A 16,063-nucleotide genomic window follows, 5' to 3' on the forward strand; every position below is an offset into this window, starting at 1 on the left:
CCGCCGGCGCGCCCGCGCCGCCGGCCCGGGGCGCCCCCGCGGGCGTCCGGCCCCCCGCCCCCCGCCCCCCCCCCCCGGGGGGGGGCCCGCCCCCGGGGGGGGGGGCCCCCCCCCCCCCCCCCCCCCCCCCCCCCACAACTGCATTCTCGGCGTCTGGGGCCGGGCGCTGGGGTCAGCGGTAGTCGTCGGGGAGCTGCGTGCCGATCTTGACCTGCGGCTTGGGCAGGCGCAGGGGGCGGATCTGGATGGCGCGCATGATCGCGTAGTAGGTGGTGCCCTTGAGGTCGTTGTCGGGGAAGCGGCGCTTGAGCTCCTTGCGGAGCAGGAAGCGCAGCGCGACCAGGTTGATGATCACGGTGGCCATCACGACGAGGGTGAAGAGCTGGGAGTACATCGCCAGCTCGAGGCTGATGTAGGGCACCACGAGCGCGATGATCAGCACCGGGAGCACGATCTCGGCGAAGGTGAACCGGGCGTCGATCCAGTCGCGGATGAAGCGCTTGACCGGGCCCTTGTCGCGCAGCGGAAGGTAGCGCTCGTCGCCGGTCTTCATCGCCTGGCGCATCTTGTCGCCCTGCTCGGAGCGCTGGGCGCGGTTGGCGGCGTTGATCTCCTTGCGCGAGCGCGGCTGCTTGAGGCGCGCCTTGCGGGCCGCCTCCGCTTCCTTGCGCGATGGGGTCGGACGACCCTTGCCGGTCTCCTTGACCGGGTTCTCGGGCTCGACGACCTGCGGGGCGGGGGACTTGCGACCGAACAACTTAAGTGACCTCTTACCTGTTGGCTGGGACACATACAGGGTATCCCGATCGGCCTTGACAGCGAGTTTTGTGGACCCGGCCTAAGGTGAGAGGCAACACTTGTCCTAGGACGACGAGAGTCCAGCGGCAAGCGACGACGCGGGGCGGCCGGCGGTCGGCCGCATATGAGAGGCGTAAAGGGAACCGATGAGTGTGATGAAGCGGCTGAGCCTGGTCTTCAAGGCGAAGGCAAACAAGGCGCTCGACAAGGCCGAGGACCCACGGGAGGTGCTCGACTACAGCTACCAGAAGCAGCTTCAGATGCTGCAGCAGGTGCGCCGCGGTGTCGCGGACGTCGCGACCAGCCGCAAGCGAGTCGAGCTGCAGATCAACGGGCTCAAGCAGCAGTCCGACAAGCTCACCCAGCAGGCCCAGAAGGCCATCGAGATGAACCGTGAGGACCTTGCCCGCGAGGCTCTCACGCGCAAGAGCGGTCTCACCCAGCAGATGAACGACCTCAACACCCAGCTCGCCACCCTCCAGGGCGAGGAGGAGAAGCTGACCCTCGCCCAGCAGCGGCTGCAGGCCAAGGTGGAGTCCTTCCGCACCAAGAAGGAGACCATCAAGGCGACCTACACCGCCGCGGAGGCGCAGACCCGGATCAACGAGGCGATCTCCGGCATCGGCGAGGAGATGGGCGACGTCGGCATGGCCATGCAGCGTGCCGAGGACAAGACCCTGGAGATGCAGGCTCGCGCCGGCGCCGTCGACGAGCTGCTCGCCTCCGGTGCCCTCGACGACCTCACCGCCGGTCCCTCCGACGACATCACCCGCCAGCTCGACGCGCTCAGCTCGACCAGCGACGTCGAGGCCGAGCTCGCCGCGCTCAAGGGCCTCAACTCCCCGCAGCAGACGCAGGCGCTGCCCGGTGCCGACGCCAACGCACCGGTCATCGACGTGGAGTCGACCGAGAAGAAGGCCGAGCAGTGATCGTACGCATCCTGGGCGAGGGGCAGTACGACCTCGACGATGCCTCCGTCGACAAGCTCAACGAGCTCGACGCCGCGGTCGAGGCCGCCTGCAAGGGCACCGACGAGGCCGTCTTCGACGCGGCCCTGGCGGCCCTGCTCGATGGCGTACGTTCGATGGGCACCGCCCACCCGGTCGACGCGATCGACTCCTCCGACCTGATCCTTCCCGGACCCGGCTCCACGCTCGCCGAGGTCTCCGAGATGCTCGGCGACGAGGGCCTAATCCCCGGCTGACCAGCGATGTCACGCTTTCAGGGTGATGCCGGGCTGACCGCCCGGATGACCACGGTGATGTTCCTGCTCGGCGCGCTGTTCGTTGGGCTCATCGTGGCGCTGATGTTCGTCATGCCCGCGCAGTGGGCGCCGATCATCGGCATCGTCGGGCTCGGCATCGCCTGGTGGCAGTGGTACGCCTCCGACACCCTCGCGATGCGCGCCATGGGCGCGCGCGAGGTGTCGGCCCAGGAGGCACCGGAGCTGCACGCGATGATCGACCGGCTGTGCACGCTGGCCGACATGCCGAAGCCGCGGGTCGGGATCGCGCACACCGACATGCCCAACGCCTTCGCCACCGGCCGCTCGCCGAAGCGGTCCGCGGTCGTGGTGACCACCGGCATCCTGCAGCGCCTGACCGCCGAGGAGCTGGAGGGCGTGCTCGCCCACGAGCTCTCCCACGTCGCCCACCGCGACGTGCTGGTGATGACGGTCGCCTCCTCGGCCGGCATCGTGGCCGGGATGCTGAGCCGCGGCTCCCAGTACGGTGCGTACGCAGGTGGCGGCCGCCGCGACAACAACAACGGTCTCCCGGTGTGGCTGGTCGTGCTGCTGGTCTCGCTGGCGGTCTACGCCGTGTCGTGGCTGCTGCTGCGAATGCTGTCGCGCTACCGCGAGCTGGCCGCCGACCGGGCCGGCGCGCAGCTGACCATGAAGCCGGGCGCGCTGGCCAGCGCGCTGCAGAAGATCACCGGTGAGATCTCCGCGATCCCGAGCCGCGACCTGCGGTCCTCGCAGGCGATGAACGCGTTCTTCATCGCCCCGGCGATCAGCGGCCAGTCGCTGCGTACGCTCACCTCGACGCACCCCTCGCTGGAGCAGCGCCTGGAGCAGCTCGCCCGGATCGAGGCCGAGCTCGGCCGCCCGACCCAGTAGGGTCGGCGACGTGGGCTTCTGGGACGTCATCACGGGTCGTACGCGACCGAAGCAGGCCAACCTCGACGCACTGTTCGCGGTGCCGACCGCCGCGCTCACCATGCAGACCTCGCTCGGGCTGGTCCCGACCGGTGACGGAGCGGTCTGCTACCGGGCCGCGGCCGGTGCGGGGTTCGCCGGCACGCAGAGCGACATCGTCGAGCTGCTCGGCGCCTCCGAGGGCGCGCCGACGGTGACCACGAGCGTCGACGAGTTCGGCTTCACCTGGCTCAGCGTCGACCACGAGCCGCTGGACCCGGACAACCCCGACATCACCGGCCTGGTCACCGACCTCCACGCGGTCAACACCACCCTGGAGATGAACGGCTTCGGCCCCGGACTGCTGTGCTCGCTGATCGCCTTCCGTGACCGCAGCACGGGCACCGACGGGCGCAGCGTCGGCCTGATCTACCTCTACAAGCAGGGCACCTTCTACCCCTTCGTCCCGACCGGCCCGCAGCAGCGCGACAACCTGCTCGAGATCAACGTCCGCAGCGCTATCGAGGGCGATCTACCGGTCGAGAAGGACCTCTCCCGCTGGCTCGCCGTCTGGGGCGCCCCCGGGCTCTGAGATGGAACGTTCCCGAAGCTTCGGAGCGGTCGCGGAGGACTACGAGCGCTTCCGTCCTGGCTACCCCGACGATCTGGTCGCGCTGGTGAGCGAGGTCGCCGACGGCCCGGTGCGACGGGCGATCGAGATCGGTGCCGGCACCGGGAAAGCGACCCGGACGTTCGCGTCCGCCGGGATCGAGGTGGTCGCGACCGACCCCGACGCCGACATGCTCGGCGTGCTCCAGCGTGAGTGCGCGGGCCTGCCGGTGACCACCGTGCACGCCGCTCTGGAGGAGCTCGACCCGGCGGCGTACGAGCCGTTCGACCTGCTCTACGCTGCCGCCGCCTGGCACTGGACGGCGCCGGCGACGCGGTGGGACCTCGCCACCGCCCTGGTCCGCGACGGGGGAGCGGTGGCCTTCTTCGGTGGCCCGTTCGTGCTGGCCGACGACGAGGTCGCGGCCATCGAGGACGAGATGATCGCGGCGTACGCCCCAGAGGGACGCCACCTGCCGCCGCCGTCCGCGGCTGACGCGCCGATGCTGTTCCCCGGGGACGAGATGCTGGCCGACGGCCGGCTGAGCGACGTACGCCAGCGGGAAGTGCCGCGCCTGTTCACCCTCGCCCGCGCGGACTACGTGCGCCACCTCGACACCATCTCCGCGATCCGGATCCTGTCGGCCGCCGACCGGTCCACACTCTTCGCCGACCTGGCCGCGGTCCTCCCCGAGCGGGTGGAGGTGCGCGCGGACCTGATGGTCCACACCGCCCGCCGAGACGGGGACGGAACGCACGCGCGGCGGTGACATCGACACACCACAGTGGCCTCACAGGCACCACACAGCAAACAGCCGCATGATGGAGGCATGAGTGCTGGAGGAAAGGACCTGACCCGCGCCGACGGCTCGCCCCTGCGGGTGCTCGTGGTCGACGACGAGGTGAACATCGCCGAGCTGATCGCGATGGCGCTGCGGTTCGAGGGCTGGGAGATCACCATGGCCCACTCCGGCTCCAAGGCCGTGGCCGCCGCGAAGGAGACCGCTCCCGACGCGATCGTGCTCGACTGGATGCTGCCCGACTTCGACGGGCTCGAGGTCCTGCGCCGGGTGCGGTCGACCAACCCGGGCGTACCCGTTCTCTTTCTCACCGCCAAGGACGCGGTCGAGGACCGGGTCGCCGGGCTGACCGCGGGCGGTGACGACTACGTGATCAAGCCGTTCTCGCTCGAGGAGCTCGTCGCCCGGCTGCGTGGGCTGATGCGGCGGGCCGGCGCGACCCGGGTCGAGGAACACTCGGTGATCCGTGTCGGGGACCTGACGATGGACGAGGACTCGCGCGAGGTGCACCGTGCCGGGGAGGAGATCACCCTCACCGCGACCGAGTTCGAGCTGCTCCGCTTCCTGATGCGCAACCCCCGCCGGGTGCTGTCCAAGGCCCAGATCCTCGACCGGGTCTGGTCCTACGACTTCGGCGGCCAGGCCAACGTCGTCGAGCTCTACATCTCCTACCTGCGCAAGAAGATCGACGCCGGTCGTGAGCCGATGATCCACACGATGCGCGGCGCGGGCTATGTGCTGAAGGCCGCTGAGTGAACGAGCGCCAGCGAGTGAACCATCAACGTGTTGCGCGACTACGTCCGTACTATGGCGCTTGCGCGACCGAGGTGGTCGCGTGAGCGTCCGGCTCAAGCGGCTGGTCGCGCCCCTCAGCTCGCGACTGGTCATCACCGCGGTCTCCCTGGTCCTCGTCGTCTCGCTGCTGATCGCCACCTTCGCGACGATCGCGCTGCGTGAGACGTTGATGGACCGCCTCGACCGGGACGTACGTGACATGGCCCGCGGTGTGGCCGGCGGCCCGGGCCCGCGCAGCGACTTCAACATCGGACCGGGCTCGGTCATTGCGGCGTTCCCCGAGAACGGTGAGGCGCAGGGCAACCTCGGCGACTTCGACCCGAACCAGATGGAGTCACTCAGCGCCGCTGACCTGGAGGTGATGGAGGACGTACGCGTCGACGCGCGCCCTCACGACGTCGAGCTGCCCGACCGTGGCACCTACCGGGTGATCGCCCAATCCGTCTTCAACCCCGCTCTCGGTCAGACGGTGGTCGTCGTCACCGGCCATTCGACCGCCGAGGTCGACAACACGATCGAGAGCCTGATCTTCTGGGAGGCCCTGCTGACCCTGCTGGGTGTCCTGGCCGCCGCAGGCGCCGGCTACGTCGTCGTACGCCGCCAGCTCAGCCCGCTGCGCGAGGTCGCCGCCACCGCGCACACCGTCGCCGCTCTGCCGCTCTCCTCCGGCGAGGTCTCGGTGACCGAGCGGGTGCCCGAGCGGCTCACCGACGAGGACACCGAGGTCGGCCAGGTCGGCGCCGCGCTCAACTCGCTGCTGGACCACGTGGAGACATCGCTGGCCGAACGTCACCGCAGCGAGCAGCAGGTACGCCAGTTCGTGGCCGACGCCTCCCACGAGCTGCGTACCCCGCTGACCACCATTCGCGGCTACACCGAGCTGGCCCAGCAGCGGCCCGAAGCGGTCCCGACGGCGCTCGGCAAGGTCGAGGAGGAGTCGCTGCGGATGACCGCGCTGGTCGAGGACCTGCTCCTGCTCGCACGCCTCGACCAGGGCCGCCCGCTCGCCCGCGACTCGGTCGACCTGACCCGGCTGCTCCTGGAGGCCGTCGATGACGCCCACGTCGTCGACCCCTCGCACACCTGGCGGCTCGAGCTACCGGCCGACGCCGACTCCGGTGACGCCGAGGTGATCGTCACCGGCGACGCCCAGCGCCTCCATCAGGTGATCAGCAACCTGCTCACCAACGAGCGCCGGCACACGCCCGCCGGCACCACCGTCACCGTCCGCGTACGTCCTGACGGCTTCGACGTCCACGACGACGGCCCGGGCTTCCCTCCGGCCCTGGTCCCGCACGCATTCGAACGCTTCACCCGGGCCGACGAGGCCCGGCAGCGCGACGGCGGCGCCGGCCTCGGCCTCGCCCTCGTCCACGCCATCGTCACCGCTCACGGCGGCACCGTGACCCTCGCCAGCGCTCCGGGCGACACCACGATCGCCGTACGTCTCCCGCGCCCGTCCGAGGGATGAGGTGGGGTTTTCCCTACCCGGTTCGGCTCCTTGAGCCCATCGTGGGGGAGCGGCGGGTTCCTTAGCGTCGAAGGGTGACATCAGCCACCCGAGACCCCAGGAGCCACCCATGACCACACCCGCCCTCGAGGTCACCGGCCTCACCAGGACCTACGGCACCGGCGCGGCCGCCGTGGCCGCGCTCGACGGACTCGACCTGGCCTGCGCGCCGGGCACGTTCACCGCCGTGATGGGGCCCTCCGGCTCCGGCAAGTCCACCTTCCTGACCTGCGCCGGTGCGCTGGAGCAGCCGACGGGCGGCCGGGTCGTCATCGCCGGCCAGGACGTCACCGAGCTGACCGAGGCGCGCCGGACCAGGCTGCGCCGCGAGCGGATCGGGTTCGTCTTCCAGGGCTTCCACCTGCTGCCCTACCTGACCGCCGAGCAGAACGTCGCGCTGCCGCTGCGGCTGGCCGGCGGCCGGATCGACGCGGCTGCCCGCCGCCGGATCCGCGAGCTGCTCGACCGCGTCGGACTGGGTGATCGCACCGGCCACCTGCCGGCACAGCTCTCCGGCGGCCAGCAGCAGCGGGTCGCGATCGCCCGGGCACTGGTGACCGGTCCCGACATCGTCCTCGCCGATGAGCCCACCGGAGCCCTCGACTCCCACACGGCGGCCTCGGTGCTGGCCCTGCTCCGGAGCCTCGTGCGCGAGCTCGGTGCGACCGTCGTGATGGTGACACACGACCCCGTCGCCGCTGCGTACGCGGACAGCGTGGTCTTCCTCGTCGACGGCCGTGCCGTGGGGCGGATGGACAACCCTGCCGCCGAGGCCGTCGCCGGCCAGATGGCACATCTCGACGAGCTCACCGCCCGGGCCGAGCGGGAGATGGCGTGATGGTGACCCTGGCACTGCGCTCGCTGAGACACCGCGCCACCGCCATGACCGCGACCTTCCTCGCGATCCTCCTGGGTACGGCGGTCATGGGTTCGTTCACGCCGTTGATACAGGCTGCGCTCGACTCCGGCACACCGAGCGCCGAGCGGGAGACGCTGTTCATCCTCGGGGGAGTGGTCGGAGGCTGGGGCACGGTCATCGCGCTCTTCTCGGTCGTCTCCACCGTCGGGATCACCGTCCGGCAGCGCGAGGCCGAGATCGGCCTGCTGCGCACCGTCGGCGCTGAGCCCCGTCAGGTCCGCGCGCTGGTGCGGGCGGAGACGCTCGTGGTCGCGCTCGTTGCCGCCGTCCTCGGCGCCGTCATGGCGAGCCTGACCAGTCGGGCGCTCCTCGACCTGCTGCAGTCGGGGGGCGTGGTCAGCGAGCAGGTGGCCCACTCGGGCAGTTGGGTCGCGCTCGCTGCGACCGTCGTCCTGCTCCTGCTCGTCTCCCTGGCCGCCGCCGGCATGGCCGGATCACGTGCCTCCCGGGGACCGGCGACGGTTGCCCTCTCCGAAGCCAGGGCGGGCACCGGCCGGATCGCCTGGTGGCGCTGGGTGGTGGCGGTGGTCGTTGTCGGCCTCGCCGCGACCATGGTCGCGATGACCATGGCCACGGGCAAGGACGCCGCCGACCCGTCTGAAGCGATGGCGATGACCGGCTCCCTCGGCCTTCTGGTCGCGGTGGGTCTCGCCGCGCTGGCACCGCTGCTGCTGCGGGCCGGAAGCTGGGTGTTGCGGCCCCTGCTGGGTGGCACGAGCGGTCACCTGGCGGCGTACAACACCTCGCGGAGGTCCCACCTGCTTGCAGGGGTTCTCGCTCCTGTGATGGTGCTCTCCGCGGCCGCGGTCAGCATCCTGATGCTGGTCGGGATCAACGAGCGAACGCTGCCCACCGGTCTGCCCCCGGAGGTCGCCGAGGGCTTCGAGACGGCCAACCTGCTCAACAACGTCGTCACCGCGATGATCTGCGCGTTCGCCGCGATCATGGTCGTCAACGCCTTCGCCGCCCTCCTCGCCGACCGCCGCCTGGAGTTGCACAGGCTGCGGCTGCTCGGCGCCACTCCAGGTCAGGTGCGCGGCTCCATCCTCGCCGAGGCCGGCGTGGTCGCCGCGGTCGGCACCGTCGCCGGGCTGCTCGCCGCCCAGGCGACGATCGTCCCGTTCGCCTACGTCCGGGGTGAGGGTCTGGTCCCCGACGCCCAGCTCTGGCTGCCGCCCCTGCTGATCGCCGGTGCCGTGACGCTCACGCTGGCCTCCGCGGCCGGCGCGACGAGCCAGGCATTACGCACGACGTCCGGCACTCGCTGATGTCACACTCACTCCTGATGGCCGAGTGGGATGCACCGATCCGGACCGTGCGACCGGAGCCGTTCAGCGGGCAGGCGCTCGTCGAGCGGCTCCGGCTGACCGGACTGTCGCTGGGCTATGCCCTGATGATGGCGCCCGCCCTGGTGCTGGTGATCCTCACGGTGCTCTCGATCCCGCTCGGGCTGGTGTTCGGGGTCGGCATCGGGATCGCCCTGGGTGCGGTGCCGGCCACCCAGGCCGTCGCCGGAGTGCATCGCCGGGTGAGCGGGATGCTCCTCGGGGAGAGCATCCCGGAGACGTACGCGGACCTGAGCGCTCAGCCGGTCCTGAGCCGGCCGTTCCGGTGGCTCCGGGAGAAGGCGCGCTGGCGCGACTTCGCCTTCTGCTGCTTCTCGGCGACCGGGGGCTTCGTGCTCTCCCTGCTGCCCGCGGCGTTCCTGACCGTGCCGCTGACCTGGCTGGTCCTGGCGTTCGCCGGCATCACCTGGGTGGTGTGGCTGCTGCTCCTGCTCACCGGCCCGCTGCTGCTGGTGTGGTGGGTGACGACCCCTGCCCTCGTCCGGGCACGGGCGCTGGCCGAGCGCGGCATCTTCGGTCAGGGGCAGGTCGCCACGCTGGCCGCCAGGGTGGAGAAGGTCGAGTCGACACGTGCCGAGACGCTGGACCACTCGGCGGCCGAGCTGCGCCGCATCGAGCGTGACCTCCACGACGGTGCCCAGGCCAGGATCGCCGCCGTCGGGATGAGCGTCGGGCTGGCCGAGAAGCTGATGGCGACCGACCCGGACGCCGCCGCGGCGCTGCTGCGTGAGGCCCGCGAGACCACGGTGTCCGCTCTCGAGGACCTACGTGGCGTCGTACGCGGCATCCTGCCGCCCGTGCTCGCCGACCGTGGCCTCGTGGGAGCCGTCCAGGCCCTCACCGCCGGGCTGCCGCTGCCGGTCACGGTCGCGATCGAGCTGCCCGGCCGCCTGCCCGACCCGGTCGAGTCGGCGGCCTACTTCGCGGTGGCCGAGTGCCTGGCCAACGCGGTCAAGCACTCGGGCGCCGACCGGGCGTTCGTACGCGGCAGCCACAACGGGCAGCGGCTGCGGATCGTCGTGGGCGACAACGGCCGCGGCGGAGCCGACCCGGCCGGACACGGGCTCGCCGGCGTCGCGACCCGGCTGGCCGCGTTCGACGGCACCGTCGAGGTCGAGAGCCCCTCCGGCGGCCCGACCCTGATCACCCTGGAGGTGCCTTGCCGGATCTGAGGGTGGTCCTGGGCGAGGACCAGGCGCTCCTCCGCGTCGGCCTCACCCGGATCCTCGAAGCGGGCGGGATCGAGGTTGTCGAGGCCGTCGACAACGCGCCCGCCCTGGCCCGGGCCCTGGTCCGGCCGGACGTGGACGCGGCGGTGGTCGACGTACGTCTTCCTCCGTCCTTCACCACCGAGGGCATCACCGCGGCGATCGAGGCCCGGCAGGCGCGCCCAGGGTTCCCGGTGCTCGTGCTGAGCCAGTACGTCGAGCCGCTCTATGCCCGCGACCTGCTCGCCGGGGGAGAGGGCGCGGTCGGCTACCTGCTCAAGGACCGGGTCGCCGACGTCGACGCCTTCCTCGGGGCGGTACGCCAGGTGGCCGGCGGCGGGACCGTCCTCGACCCGGAGGTCGTCGCCGCGCTCCTCACCCGCCGGGAACGCCCGCTCGACCGGCTCACCGAGCGTGAGCGCGAGGTGATGACGCTGATCGCCGAGGGGCGCTCCAACGCCGCCATCGCCGCCCGGCTCTTCGTCACCGAGAAGGCGGTCGGCAAGCACATCAGCTCGATCTTCACCAAGCTCGACCTGCCCCAGGCGAGCGACGACAACCGTCGCGTGCTCGCCGTTCTGACCTGGCTCAACGACACCTGAGCCGAGGGTTGTCAGTCCTTCTCGGTCTTGCCCGGGAGATCGAGCATCCGCTGGAGCGCGAGCTTGGCGTAGCGCTCGGTGTCGGGGTCGACCTCGATGCGGTTGACGACCTGACCCTCGACCAGGGACTCGAGGGCCCAGACGAGGTGGGGGAGGTCGATGCGGTTCATCGTCGAGCAGTAGCACACGGTGCGGTCGAGGAAGACGATCCGCTTGTCCGGGTGGGCGTTGGCGAGGCGCTTGACCAGGTTGAGCTCGGTGCCGATCGCCCAGGCCGAGCCGGCAGGAGCGGCCTCGATCGTCGAGATGATGAACTCGGTCGAGCCGACCAGGTCGGCCTTGAGGACGACCTCGTGCTGGCACTCGGGGTGGACCAGGATCTGCACACCCGGGATCTCGGCGCGCAGGTCGTCGATGGTGTCGGGGGAGAAGCGGCCGTGGACCGAGCAGTGGCCCTTCCACAGGATCACCTTCGCCGCCCGCAGCTCCTCGGCGCTGAGGCCGCCACCGGGCTTGAGCGGGTCCCAGACCACGCAGTCGCCCAGGGACATGCCGAGCTTGAGCACGGCAGTGTTGCGGCCGAGGTGCTGGTCGGGGAAGAAGAGGACCTTGGCGTCGTCCTTCTGGTCGAAGGCCCACTCCAGCACGGCCTGCGCGTTGGAGGAGGTGCACACGACGCCGTCGTGGCGCCCACAGAACGCCTTGATGTCGGCGGAGGAGTTCATGTACGTCACCGGCACGACCTGCTCGGCCACGCCCGCCTCGGAGAGCGCCTCCCAGGCCTTCTCGACCTGCCCCAGCCGCGCCATGTCGGCCATCGAGCAACCGGCGGCGAGGTCGGGGAGGATGACCGCCTGCGAGGGCGAGGTGAGGATGTCGGCCGACTCGGCCATGAAGTGCACGCCGCAGAAGACGATGTACTCCGCGTCCGGCCGGGCGGCGGCGTCGCGCGCGAGCTTGAAGGAGTCCCCGGTCACGTCAGCGAACTGGATGACCTCGTCGCGCTGGTAGTGGTGTCCGAGGACGAACACGCGTCCGCCCAGCTTCTCCTTGGCGGCGAGCGCGCGCTTGACCAGGTCGGGGTCGGAGGCGGCCGGCAGATCGCCGGGGCACTCGACGCCACGCTCGGAGTTCAGGTCGGTGCCGCGCCCCAGGGGGAGCAGCGGGAGGTCGACAGTCGTCATGATGACGATAATACATGTCGGGGGCTCGGCGCCCTCGTGGCATGGGTCACATGGTGGTACGGATCAAGCCCGCAGGGGGCGCACGGCATCCCACGCCGGGTCGGTGTCGACCCGGGTGACGACGTCGCCGTAGGCCCAGCCGTCGACCGTCTCCTCCAGCCGCTGCGGGGCTGAGGTGGTGGGATCGACGTAGGCGTGGAGAAGGCGTACGCCGTTGGTGGTCTCGTGCGCCACGACGCGGCCGTCGCGACCGAGGGTCGTGGCGAGCCGGTCCTCGAGCTGGCCGAGCTCGCGCAGAGCGTCGGGCGAGGGGAGACCTCGCTCGGCGAAGCCGACGTAGGGGACCATCACGCCGACGTGATGGGTCAGGTTGGGGGCGGTGACCGGGTGCAGGGGCACGACCGCGCTCGCGATCACCGGTCCCTGAGGGCTCTCCCCGTGGAGCAGCACCCAGGCCGGGTTGCCGTCGGGGTCGACGTACTCCTTGCGGAGATTGCGTACGGCGACGCGCAGCCCGTCGAGGCCGAAGCCGTCGCGGGGTCGGGCCGTGGTGGTCTCGACCTCGCCGACCCACAGCTCGGTGCTGGACTCGCCCAGCGTCGTGTCGAGGGCGTGGAAGGCGACCTGCAGACGGGCGTCGTCGGCGAGGTCGGGGAAGGCCGGGTGGAACAGGGTGAGGTCGAAGTGGGCGCCGTTCTGTCGGGCGGCGACCAGCACGTCGGCCAGCCGGATCGCGGCGCCGCCGGGAGTGGTGAGCACGGCCTCGACCGGATCGTCGACGGGCGGGCGCTGGTCGCTGAACTCCCAGGGTGAGACGCCGTCGGGCTCGGGGGCGGCGAGCAGCCAGCGGCGTGCCAGCGCACGATGGTCGGGGTTGCCGCCGGCCGAGACGACCAGCAGCCGGCCACCCAACGGCCCGGGGCCCACCTCCCAGCTCAGACCGGCCTCGATCGCGTCGACCCGTCGGGCGAGCAGCGAGACGAGAGCTTCCTGGTCGTCCGCGTCGAGCGCCGCACCACAGGCCAGAGCTCCCTTCTGGGCCCACCAGGTCCAGAAGCCGTTGATCCGCCTGGTCTCTGAGTCGCCGGCCCCGCGCCGCCCGAAGATCCGCACGAAACGACCTTAACGCGACGCATGCGGAATGGTTACGACACCAAAAATGTCAGGTGGAACACCTGGTGCTTCCGTGCGCGGGTAGGTTTCGGCCATGCGAGTGCTGATCGCCCCCGACAAGTACGCAGGCACGCTCACCGCCTCCCAGGCGGCCGCCGCGATCGCGGAGGGCTGGCGGCGTACGGCGCCCCGCGACGAGCTCTCGCTCGCGCCGATGGCTGACGGCGGACCGGGTTTCCTCGAGCTGCTGCACGACGTCCTCGGCGGCGACCTCCACGAGGTCGAGGTCAGGGGGCCGCACGGTGAGCCGGTGACGGCGCAGGTGCTGGTCGACGGCGAGACCGCCTACGTCGAGTCGGCCCAGGCCGCCGGCCTGCACCTGACCGGCGGGAAGGGGGCGGAGCAGGCGAGCTCGTACGGAGTGGGCCAGCTGCTGCTCGCCGCCCGTGACGCCGGCGCGAGCACGGTCGTGGTCGGCCTCGGCGGCTCGGGCACCAGCGACGGGGGAGCGGGGCTGCTCGCTGCGCTCGGTGCCACCGCGGACCGGCCGCTCGATGCCGGCGTCGCCGGGCTCGAGGGCATCACCGAGGTCACGCTCCCCGAGCCCCTGGGCCTCGAGATCGTGATCGCCAGCGACGTGGACAACCCGCTGACCGGGCTCTTCGGCGCGATCAAGGTCTACGGCGAGCAGAAGGGGCTGGCCGAGGAGACCATGCCCCGCTGGGACGGGGTGCTCCAGGACCTGGCCGCCGCCACGTCACGCAAGACCGCGACCGAGAAGGGCGCGGGGGCGGCCGGCGGGATCGGGTTCGCGCTGCTCCTCCTCGGCGCCACCCGACGTCCGGGGTTCGACGTCGTCGCCGACCTGCTCGGGCTGCCCGAGCTTGCCGCCCGGACCGACCTGGTGATCACCGGTGAGGGCTCCTTCGACCCGCAGAGCGCGGCCGGGAAGGTGCCGGCGGGGGTCGCCAGGCTGGCCGAGCAGGCGCTGCGGCCCTGCATCGTGCTGGCCGGCAAGGTCAGCATGAGCGGGCGAGAGATGCGTACGCTCGGGATCGACGCCGCCTACTCGCTCGTCGACAGCGTCGGCGAGGAGCAGGCGCTCGGCCAGGCGTACGACTCCCTGGTCCAGGTCGCCGCCAGGGTGGCCCGAACGTGGTCCGCCGACCAGCGGGAATAACCGATGATGTGCGACGATTGACCTTGAGACACACCCGCACCCACGCACAGGGAGCCCAGCTACATGACCGAGCAGACTACCGAACGCCGCGCCGACTCCATCAACCTGAGCGACGTTGCCGCCGCGAAGGTGAAGAGCCTCCTTGAGCAGGAAGGCCGCGACGACCTGAGCCTGCGCATCTCCGTGCAGCCCGGCGGCTGCTCCGGCCTGCGCTACCAGCTCTTCTTCGACGAGCGCACCCTCGACGGTGACGTCGTCACCGACTTCGACGGTGTCTCCGTCGTCGTCGACCGGATGAGCGTTCCCTACCTCAACGGCGCCATGATCGACTTCGTGGACAGCATCGAGAAGCAGGGGTTCACCATCGACAACCCCAACGCCACCGGCTCCTGCGCCTGCGGCGACAGCTTCCACTGAGCCAACCTGGTCCAGTACGTCAGCAGCCCCTGCCGAAAGGCAGGGGCTGCTGACGTCTGGTGTCCGACTCAGGTCAGGGCGAGGTCGTCGGCGACGTGTCCGCAGGCCTTGAGCACGGCGGTGTCGCCCGGCTCGCGGGCCTGCATCCGCATGGCGGGCGCGGGGCGGGTCGCTTCACGCACCCGTGGCGCGGGCAGGCGCAGCGCGCTGTCGGCGGCGGCGCAGTCGGCGCAGAGCTGCGCGGGGCTGTCGAGGTCGTCGTACGGAACGCGCATGTCTGTCATGCAAACGACGGTAAGCACTACCAACGGGTAGCAGAAGGCCGACTCGGCGGTAATATTTCATCTGCTGTCTACGGTCGAGCCTTAACGTCGCCCGAGGTCTCGCCGGTAGGGTTCCGCGCATGTCCGGTTCACTCCTGATCGCAGGCTCCATCGCCACTGACCATCTGATGAGCTTCGGTGGAAAGTTCGCCGATTCGCTGGTCGCCGACCAGCTCGACAAGCTCTCGGTGAGCTTCCTGGTCAACGACCTCGAGATCCGCCGCGGTGGCGTCGGCGCCAACATCTCCTTCGGCCTGGCCAACCTCGGCCTGGCACCGGTGCTCGTGGGCGCGGTCGGCGAGGACTTCGCCGACTACCGTTCCTGGCTCGAGCGTCATGGCGTCAACTGCGACCACCTGCACGTCTCCGAGACGCTGCACACCGCGCGGTTCGTGTGCACCACCGACACCGCGATGGCGCAGTTCGCCAGCTTCTACCCGGGTGCGATGGCCGAGGCGCGCGAAATCGAGCTCGGCCCGATCGCCGCCAAGGTCGGAGAGCCGTCGTTCGTGCTGATCGCGCCGGACGACCCCGACGCGATGAAGCGCCACACCCAGGAGGCGCGGCAGCGCGGCTACACCTTCATCTCCGACCCGAGCCAGCAGCTCGCCTTCGGCGACGGTGAGCTCATCCGTGAGCTGGTCGACGGCGCCGCGTACCTGTTCACCAACGAGTACGAGTCGCACGTGCTCCAGCAGAAGACCGGCTGGTCCGCTGACGAGGTCCTCGCCCGCGTCGGCACCCAGGTCACCACGCTCGGCAAGGACGGCGTACGCATCCAGCGCAAGGGCGAGGACACGATCGAGCTGCCCGCCGCGAAGAACGTCAACGCAGTCGAGCCCACCGGGGTCGGCGACGCCTTCCGGGCCGGCTTCCTGGCCGCACTAGCCTGGGACTGCGAGCTCGAGCAGGCCGCCGAGGTCGGCTGCGTCCTCGCCGCCTACTGCGTCGAGACCGTCGGCCCGCAGGAGTACTCCTTCACCGCCGAGGAGTTCGTCGCCCGGGTCCGCGAGTCCTACGGCGACACCGCGGCCGACCAGATTGCGCCGCACATCAAGGCTTGAACTTCTCTGGCAATTCCTGCACTTCTCGGGCAATGCAACGCCAGAGAAGTGCAGGAAT

At 70.8% G+C, this 16,063-nt stretch carries 18 protein-coding genes; 14 read left to right on the plus strand and 4 right to left on the minus strand.

The genetic code is table 11. From position 1 onward, the window contains the following. Positions 1-172: 172 nt before the first annotated feature. Positions 173-757 (minus strand): DUF3043 domain-containing protein, encoded by a 585-nt coding sequence (locus tag ACIO3S_RS23090; RefSeq protein WP_400468019.1) that lies wholly within the window; start codon positions 755-757, stop codon positions 173-175. Positions 758-944: 187 nt separating this feature from the next. Here ACIO3S_RS23090 and ACIO3S_RS23095 point away from each other — a divergent pair, with 187 nt between their 5' ends. The 11 genes from ACIO3S_RS23095 to ACIO3S_RS23145 all read left to right on the plus strand — a co-directional run bounded on the left by ACIO3S_RS23095 (position 945) and on the right by ACIO3S_RS23145 (position 10,724). Next, the gene (locus ACIO3S_RS23095; protein WP_201451065.1) at positions 945-1,727 is read left to right on the plus strand and encodes a PspA/IM30 family protein; all 783 of its coding nucleotides are present in this window, start codon (positions 945-947) and stop codon (positions 1,725-1,727) included. Then, the gene (locus ACIO3S_RS23100) at positions 1,724-2,002 is read left to right on the plus strand and encodes a hypothetical protein (RefSeq protein ID WP_350843654.1); all 279 of its coding nucleotides are present in this window, start codon (positions 1,724-1,726) and stop codon (positions 2,000-2,002) included. Before ACIO3S_RS23095 ends, ACIO3S_RS23100 begins: the two co-directional genes overlap by 4 nt. Before the next feature lie 6 nt (positions 2,003-2,008). Next, positions 2,009-2,917 carry a zinc metalloprotease HtpX gene (htpX, locus tag ACIO3S_RS23105; protein ID WP_350843656.1) on the plus strand — a complete coding sequence of 303 codons (909 nt, stop codon included), beginning with the start codon at positions 2,009-2,011 and terminating at the stop codon, positions 2,915-2,917. A gap of 10 nt (positions 2,918-2,927) precedes the next feature. Next, entirely contained in the window at positions 2,928-3,527 is a 600-nt protein-coding gene (locus ACIO3S_RS23110; protein ID WP_400468020.1) for a hypothetical protein, read from the plus strand. 1 nt (position 3,528) lies between these two features. Further along, a complete protein-coding gene (locus ACIO3S_RS23115) occupies positions 3,529-4,314 on the plus strand; it encodes a class I SAM-dependent methyltransferase (RefSeq protein WP_400468021.1) in 786 nt (261 codons plus the stop codon). Between the two features lie 60 nt (positions 4,315-4,374). Beyond that, positions 4,375-5,100 carry a response regulator transcription factor gene (locus ACIO3S_RS23120; RefSeq protein WP_400468022.1) on the plus strand — a complete coding sequence of 242 codons (726 nt, stop codon included), beginning with the start codon at positions 4,375-4,377 and terminating at the stop codon, positions 5,098-5,100. A 79-nt stretch (positions 5,101-5,179) separates the two neighbouring features. Next, a complete protein-coding gene (locus tag ACIO3S_RS23125; protein WP_400468023.1) occupies positions 5,180-6,610 on the plus strand; it encodes a sensor histidine kinase in 1,431 nt (476 codons plus the stop codon). A gap of 109 nt (positions 6,611-6,719) precedes the next feature. After that, positions 6,720-7,487 carry an ABC transporter ATP-binding protein gene (locus ACIO3S_RS23130; RefSeq protein WP_400468024.1) on the plus strand — a complete coding sequence of 256 codons (768 nt, stop codon included), beginning with the start codon at positions 6,720-6,722 and terminating at the stop codon, positions 7,485-7,487. Then, the gene (locus tag ACIO3S_RS23135; protein ID WP_400468025.1) at positions 7,487-8,836 is read left to right on the plus strand and encodes an FtsX-like permease family protein; all 1,350 of its coding nucleotides are present in this window, start codon (positions 7,487-7,489) and stop codon (positions 8,834-8,836) included. Before ACIO3S_RS23130 ends, ACIO3S_RS23135 begins: the two co-directional genes overlap by 1 nt. 17 nt (positions 8,837-8,853) lie before the next feature. Beyond that, the gene (locus ACIO3S_RS23140; protein WP_400468026.1) at positions 8,854-10,086 is read left to right on the plus strand and encodes a histidine kinase; all 1,233 of its coding nucleotides are present in this window, start codon (positions 8,854-8,856) and stop codon (positions 10,084-10,086) included. After that, positions 10,083-10,724, plus strand: coding sequence for a LuxR C-terminal-related transcriptional regulator (locus tag ACIO3S_RS23145; protein ID WP_400468456.1), 642 nt, complete (start codon positions 10,083-10,085; stop codon positions 10,722-10,724). Before ACIO3S_RS23140 ends, ACIO3S_RS23145 begins: the two co-directional genes overlap by 4 nt. A gap of 11 nt (positions 10,725-10,735) precedes the next feature. On the opposite strand, the gene nadA is transcribed toward ACIO3S_RS23145, so the two are convergent. Together nadA and ACIO3S_RS23155 are read right to left on the minus strand one after the other, a co-directional pair. Next, positions 10,736-11,908 (minus strand): quinolinate synthase NadA, encoded by a 1,173-nt coding sequence (nadA, locus tag ACIO3S_RS23150; protein ID WP_400468027.1) that lies wholly within the window; start codon positions 11,906-11,908, stop codon positions 10,736-10,738. A 63-nt stretch (positions 11,909-11,971) separates the two neighbouring features. After that, on the minus strand, positions 11,972-13,021 hold the full coding sequence (locus ACIO3S_RS23155) for a DUF695 domain-containing protein (protein WP_400468028.1): 1,050 nt from the start codon (positions 13,019-13,021) through the stop codon (positions 11,972-11,974). Positions 13,022-13,115: 94 nt separating this feature from the next. On the opposite strand from ACIO3S_RS23155, the gene ACIO3S_RS23160 reads away from it, so the two are divergent. Beyond that, the gene (locus ACIO3S_RS23160; protein WP_400468029.1) at positions 13,116-14,201 is read left to right on the plus strand and encodes a glycerate kinase; all 1,086 of its coding nucleotides are present in this window, start codon (positions 13,116-13,118) and stop codon (positions 14,199-14,201) included. A gap of 63 nt (positions 14,202-14,264) precedes the next feature. Beyond that, the gene (gene erpA / locus ACIO3S_RS23165) at positions 14,265-14,618 is read left to right on the plus strand and encodes an iron-sulfur cluster insertion protein ErpA (RefSeq protein ID WP_008363173.1); all 354 of its coding nucleotides are present in this window, start codon (positions 14,265-14,267) and stop codon (positions 14,616-14,618) included. Between the two features lie 68 nt (positions 14,619-14,686). On the opposite strand, the gene ACIO3S_RS23170 is transcribed toward erpA, so the two are convergent. After that, positions 14,687-14,902: a hypothetical protein gene (locus tag ACIO3S_RS23170; protein ID WP_400468030.1), complete on the minus strand. Its 216-nt coding sequence runs from the start codon at positions 14,900-14,902 to the stop codon at positions 14,687-14,689. Positions 14,903-15,021: 119 nt separating this feature from the next. On the opposite strand from ACIO3S_RS23170, the gene ACIO3S_RS23175 reads away from it, so the two are divergent. Next, a complete protein-coding gene (locus tag ACIO3S_RS23175; RefSeq protein WP_400468031.1) occupies positions 15,022-16,005 on the plus strand; it encodes a carbohydrate kinase family protein in 984 nt (327 codons plus the stop codon). Positions 16,006-16,063 lie beyond the last annotated feature (58 nt).

It is taken from the genome of Nocardioides sp. NPDC087217, from assembly GCF_044744805.1.
In the GTDB taxonomy this organism is placed as follows: Bacteria; Actinomycetota; Actinomycetes; order Propionibacteriales; family Nocardioidaceae; genus Nocardioides.

Excerpts from the sequence above, each read along its gene's own strand:
- ACIO3S_RS23095 (WP_201451065.1), top strand. The coding sequence starts at position 945 with ATGAGTGTGATGAAGCGGCTGAGCCTGGTCTTCAAGGCGAAGGCAAAC.
- htpX (WP_350843656.1), top strand. The coding sequence starts at position 2,009 with ATGTCACGCTTTCAGGGTGATGCCGGGCTGACCGCCCGGATGACCACG.
- ACIO3S_RS23115 (WP_400468021.1), top strand. The coding sequence starts at position 3,529 with ATGGAACGTTCCCGAAGCTTCGGAGCGGTCGCGGAGGACTACGAGCGC.
- ACIO3S_RS23120 (WP_400468022.1), top strand. The coding sequence starts at position 4,375 with ATGAGTGCTGGAGGAAAGGACCTGACCCGCGCCGACGGCTCGCCCCTG.
- ACIO3S_RS23130 (WP_400468024.1), top strand. The coding sequence starts at position 6,720 with ATGACCACACCCGCCCTCGAGGTCACCGGCCTCACCAGGACCTACGGC.
- ACIO3S_RS23135 (WP_400468025.1), top strand. The coding sequence starts at position 7,487 with ATGGTGACCCTGGCACTGCGCTCGCTGAGACACCGCGCCACCGCCATG.
- ACIO3S_RS23140 (WP_400468026.1), top strand. The coding sequence starts at position 8,854 with ATGGCCGAGTGGGATGCACCGATCCGGACCGTGCGACCGGAGCCGTTC.
- nadA (WP_400468027.1), bottom strand. The coding sequence starts at position 11,908 with ATGACGACTGTCGACCTCCCGCTGCTCCCCCTGGGGCGCGGCACCGAC.
- ACIO3S_RS23160 (WP_400468029.1), top strand. The coding sequence starts at position 13,116 with ATGCGAGTGCTGATCGCCCCCGACAAGTACGCAGGCACGCTCACCGCC.
- erpA (WP_008363173.1), top strand. The coding sequence starts at position 14,265 with ATGACCGAGCAGACTACCGAACGCCGCGCCGACTCCATCAACCTGAGC.
- ACIO3S_RS23170 (WP_400468030.1), bottom strand. The coding sequence starts at position 14,902 with ATGACAGACATGCGCGTTCCGTACGACGACCTCGACAGCCCCGCGCAG.
- ACIO3S_RS23175 (WP_400468031.1), top strand. The coding sequence starts at position 15,022 with ATGTCCGGTTCACTCCTGATCGCAGGCTCCATCGCCACTGACCATCTG.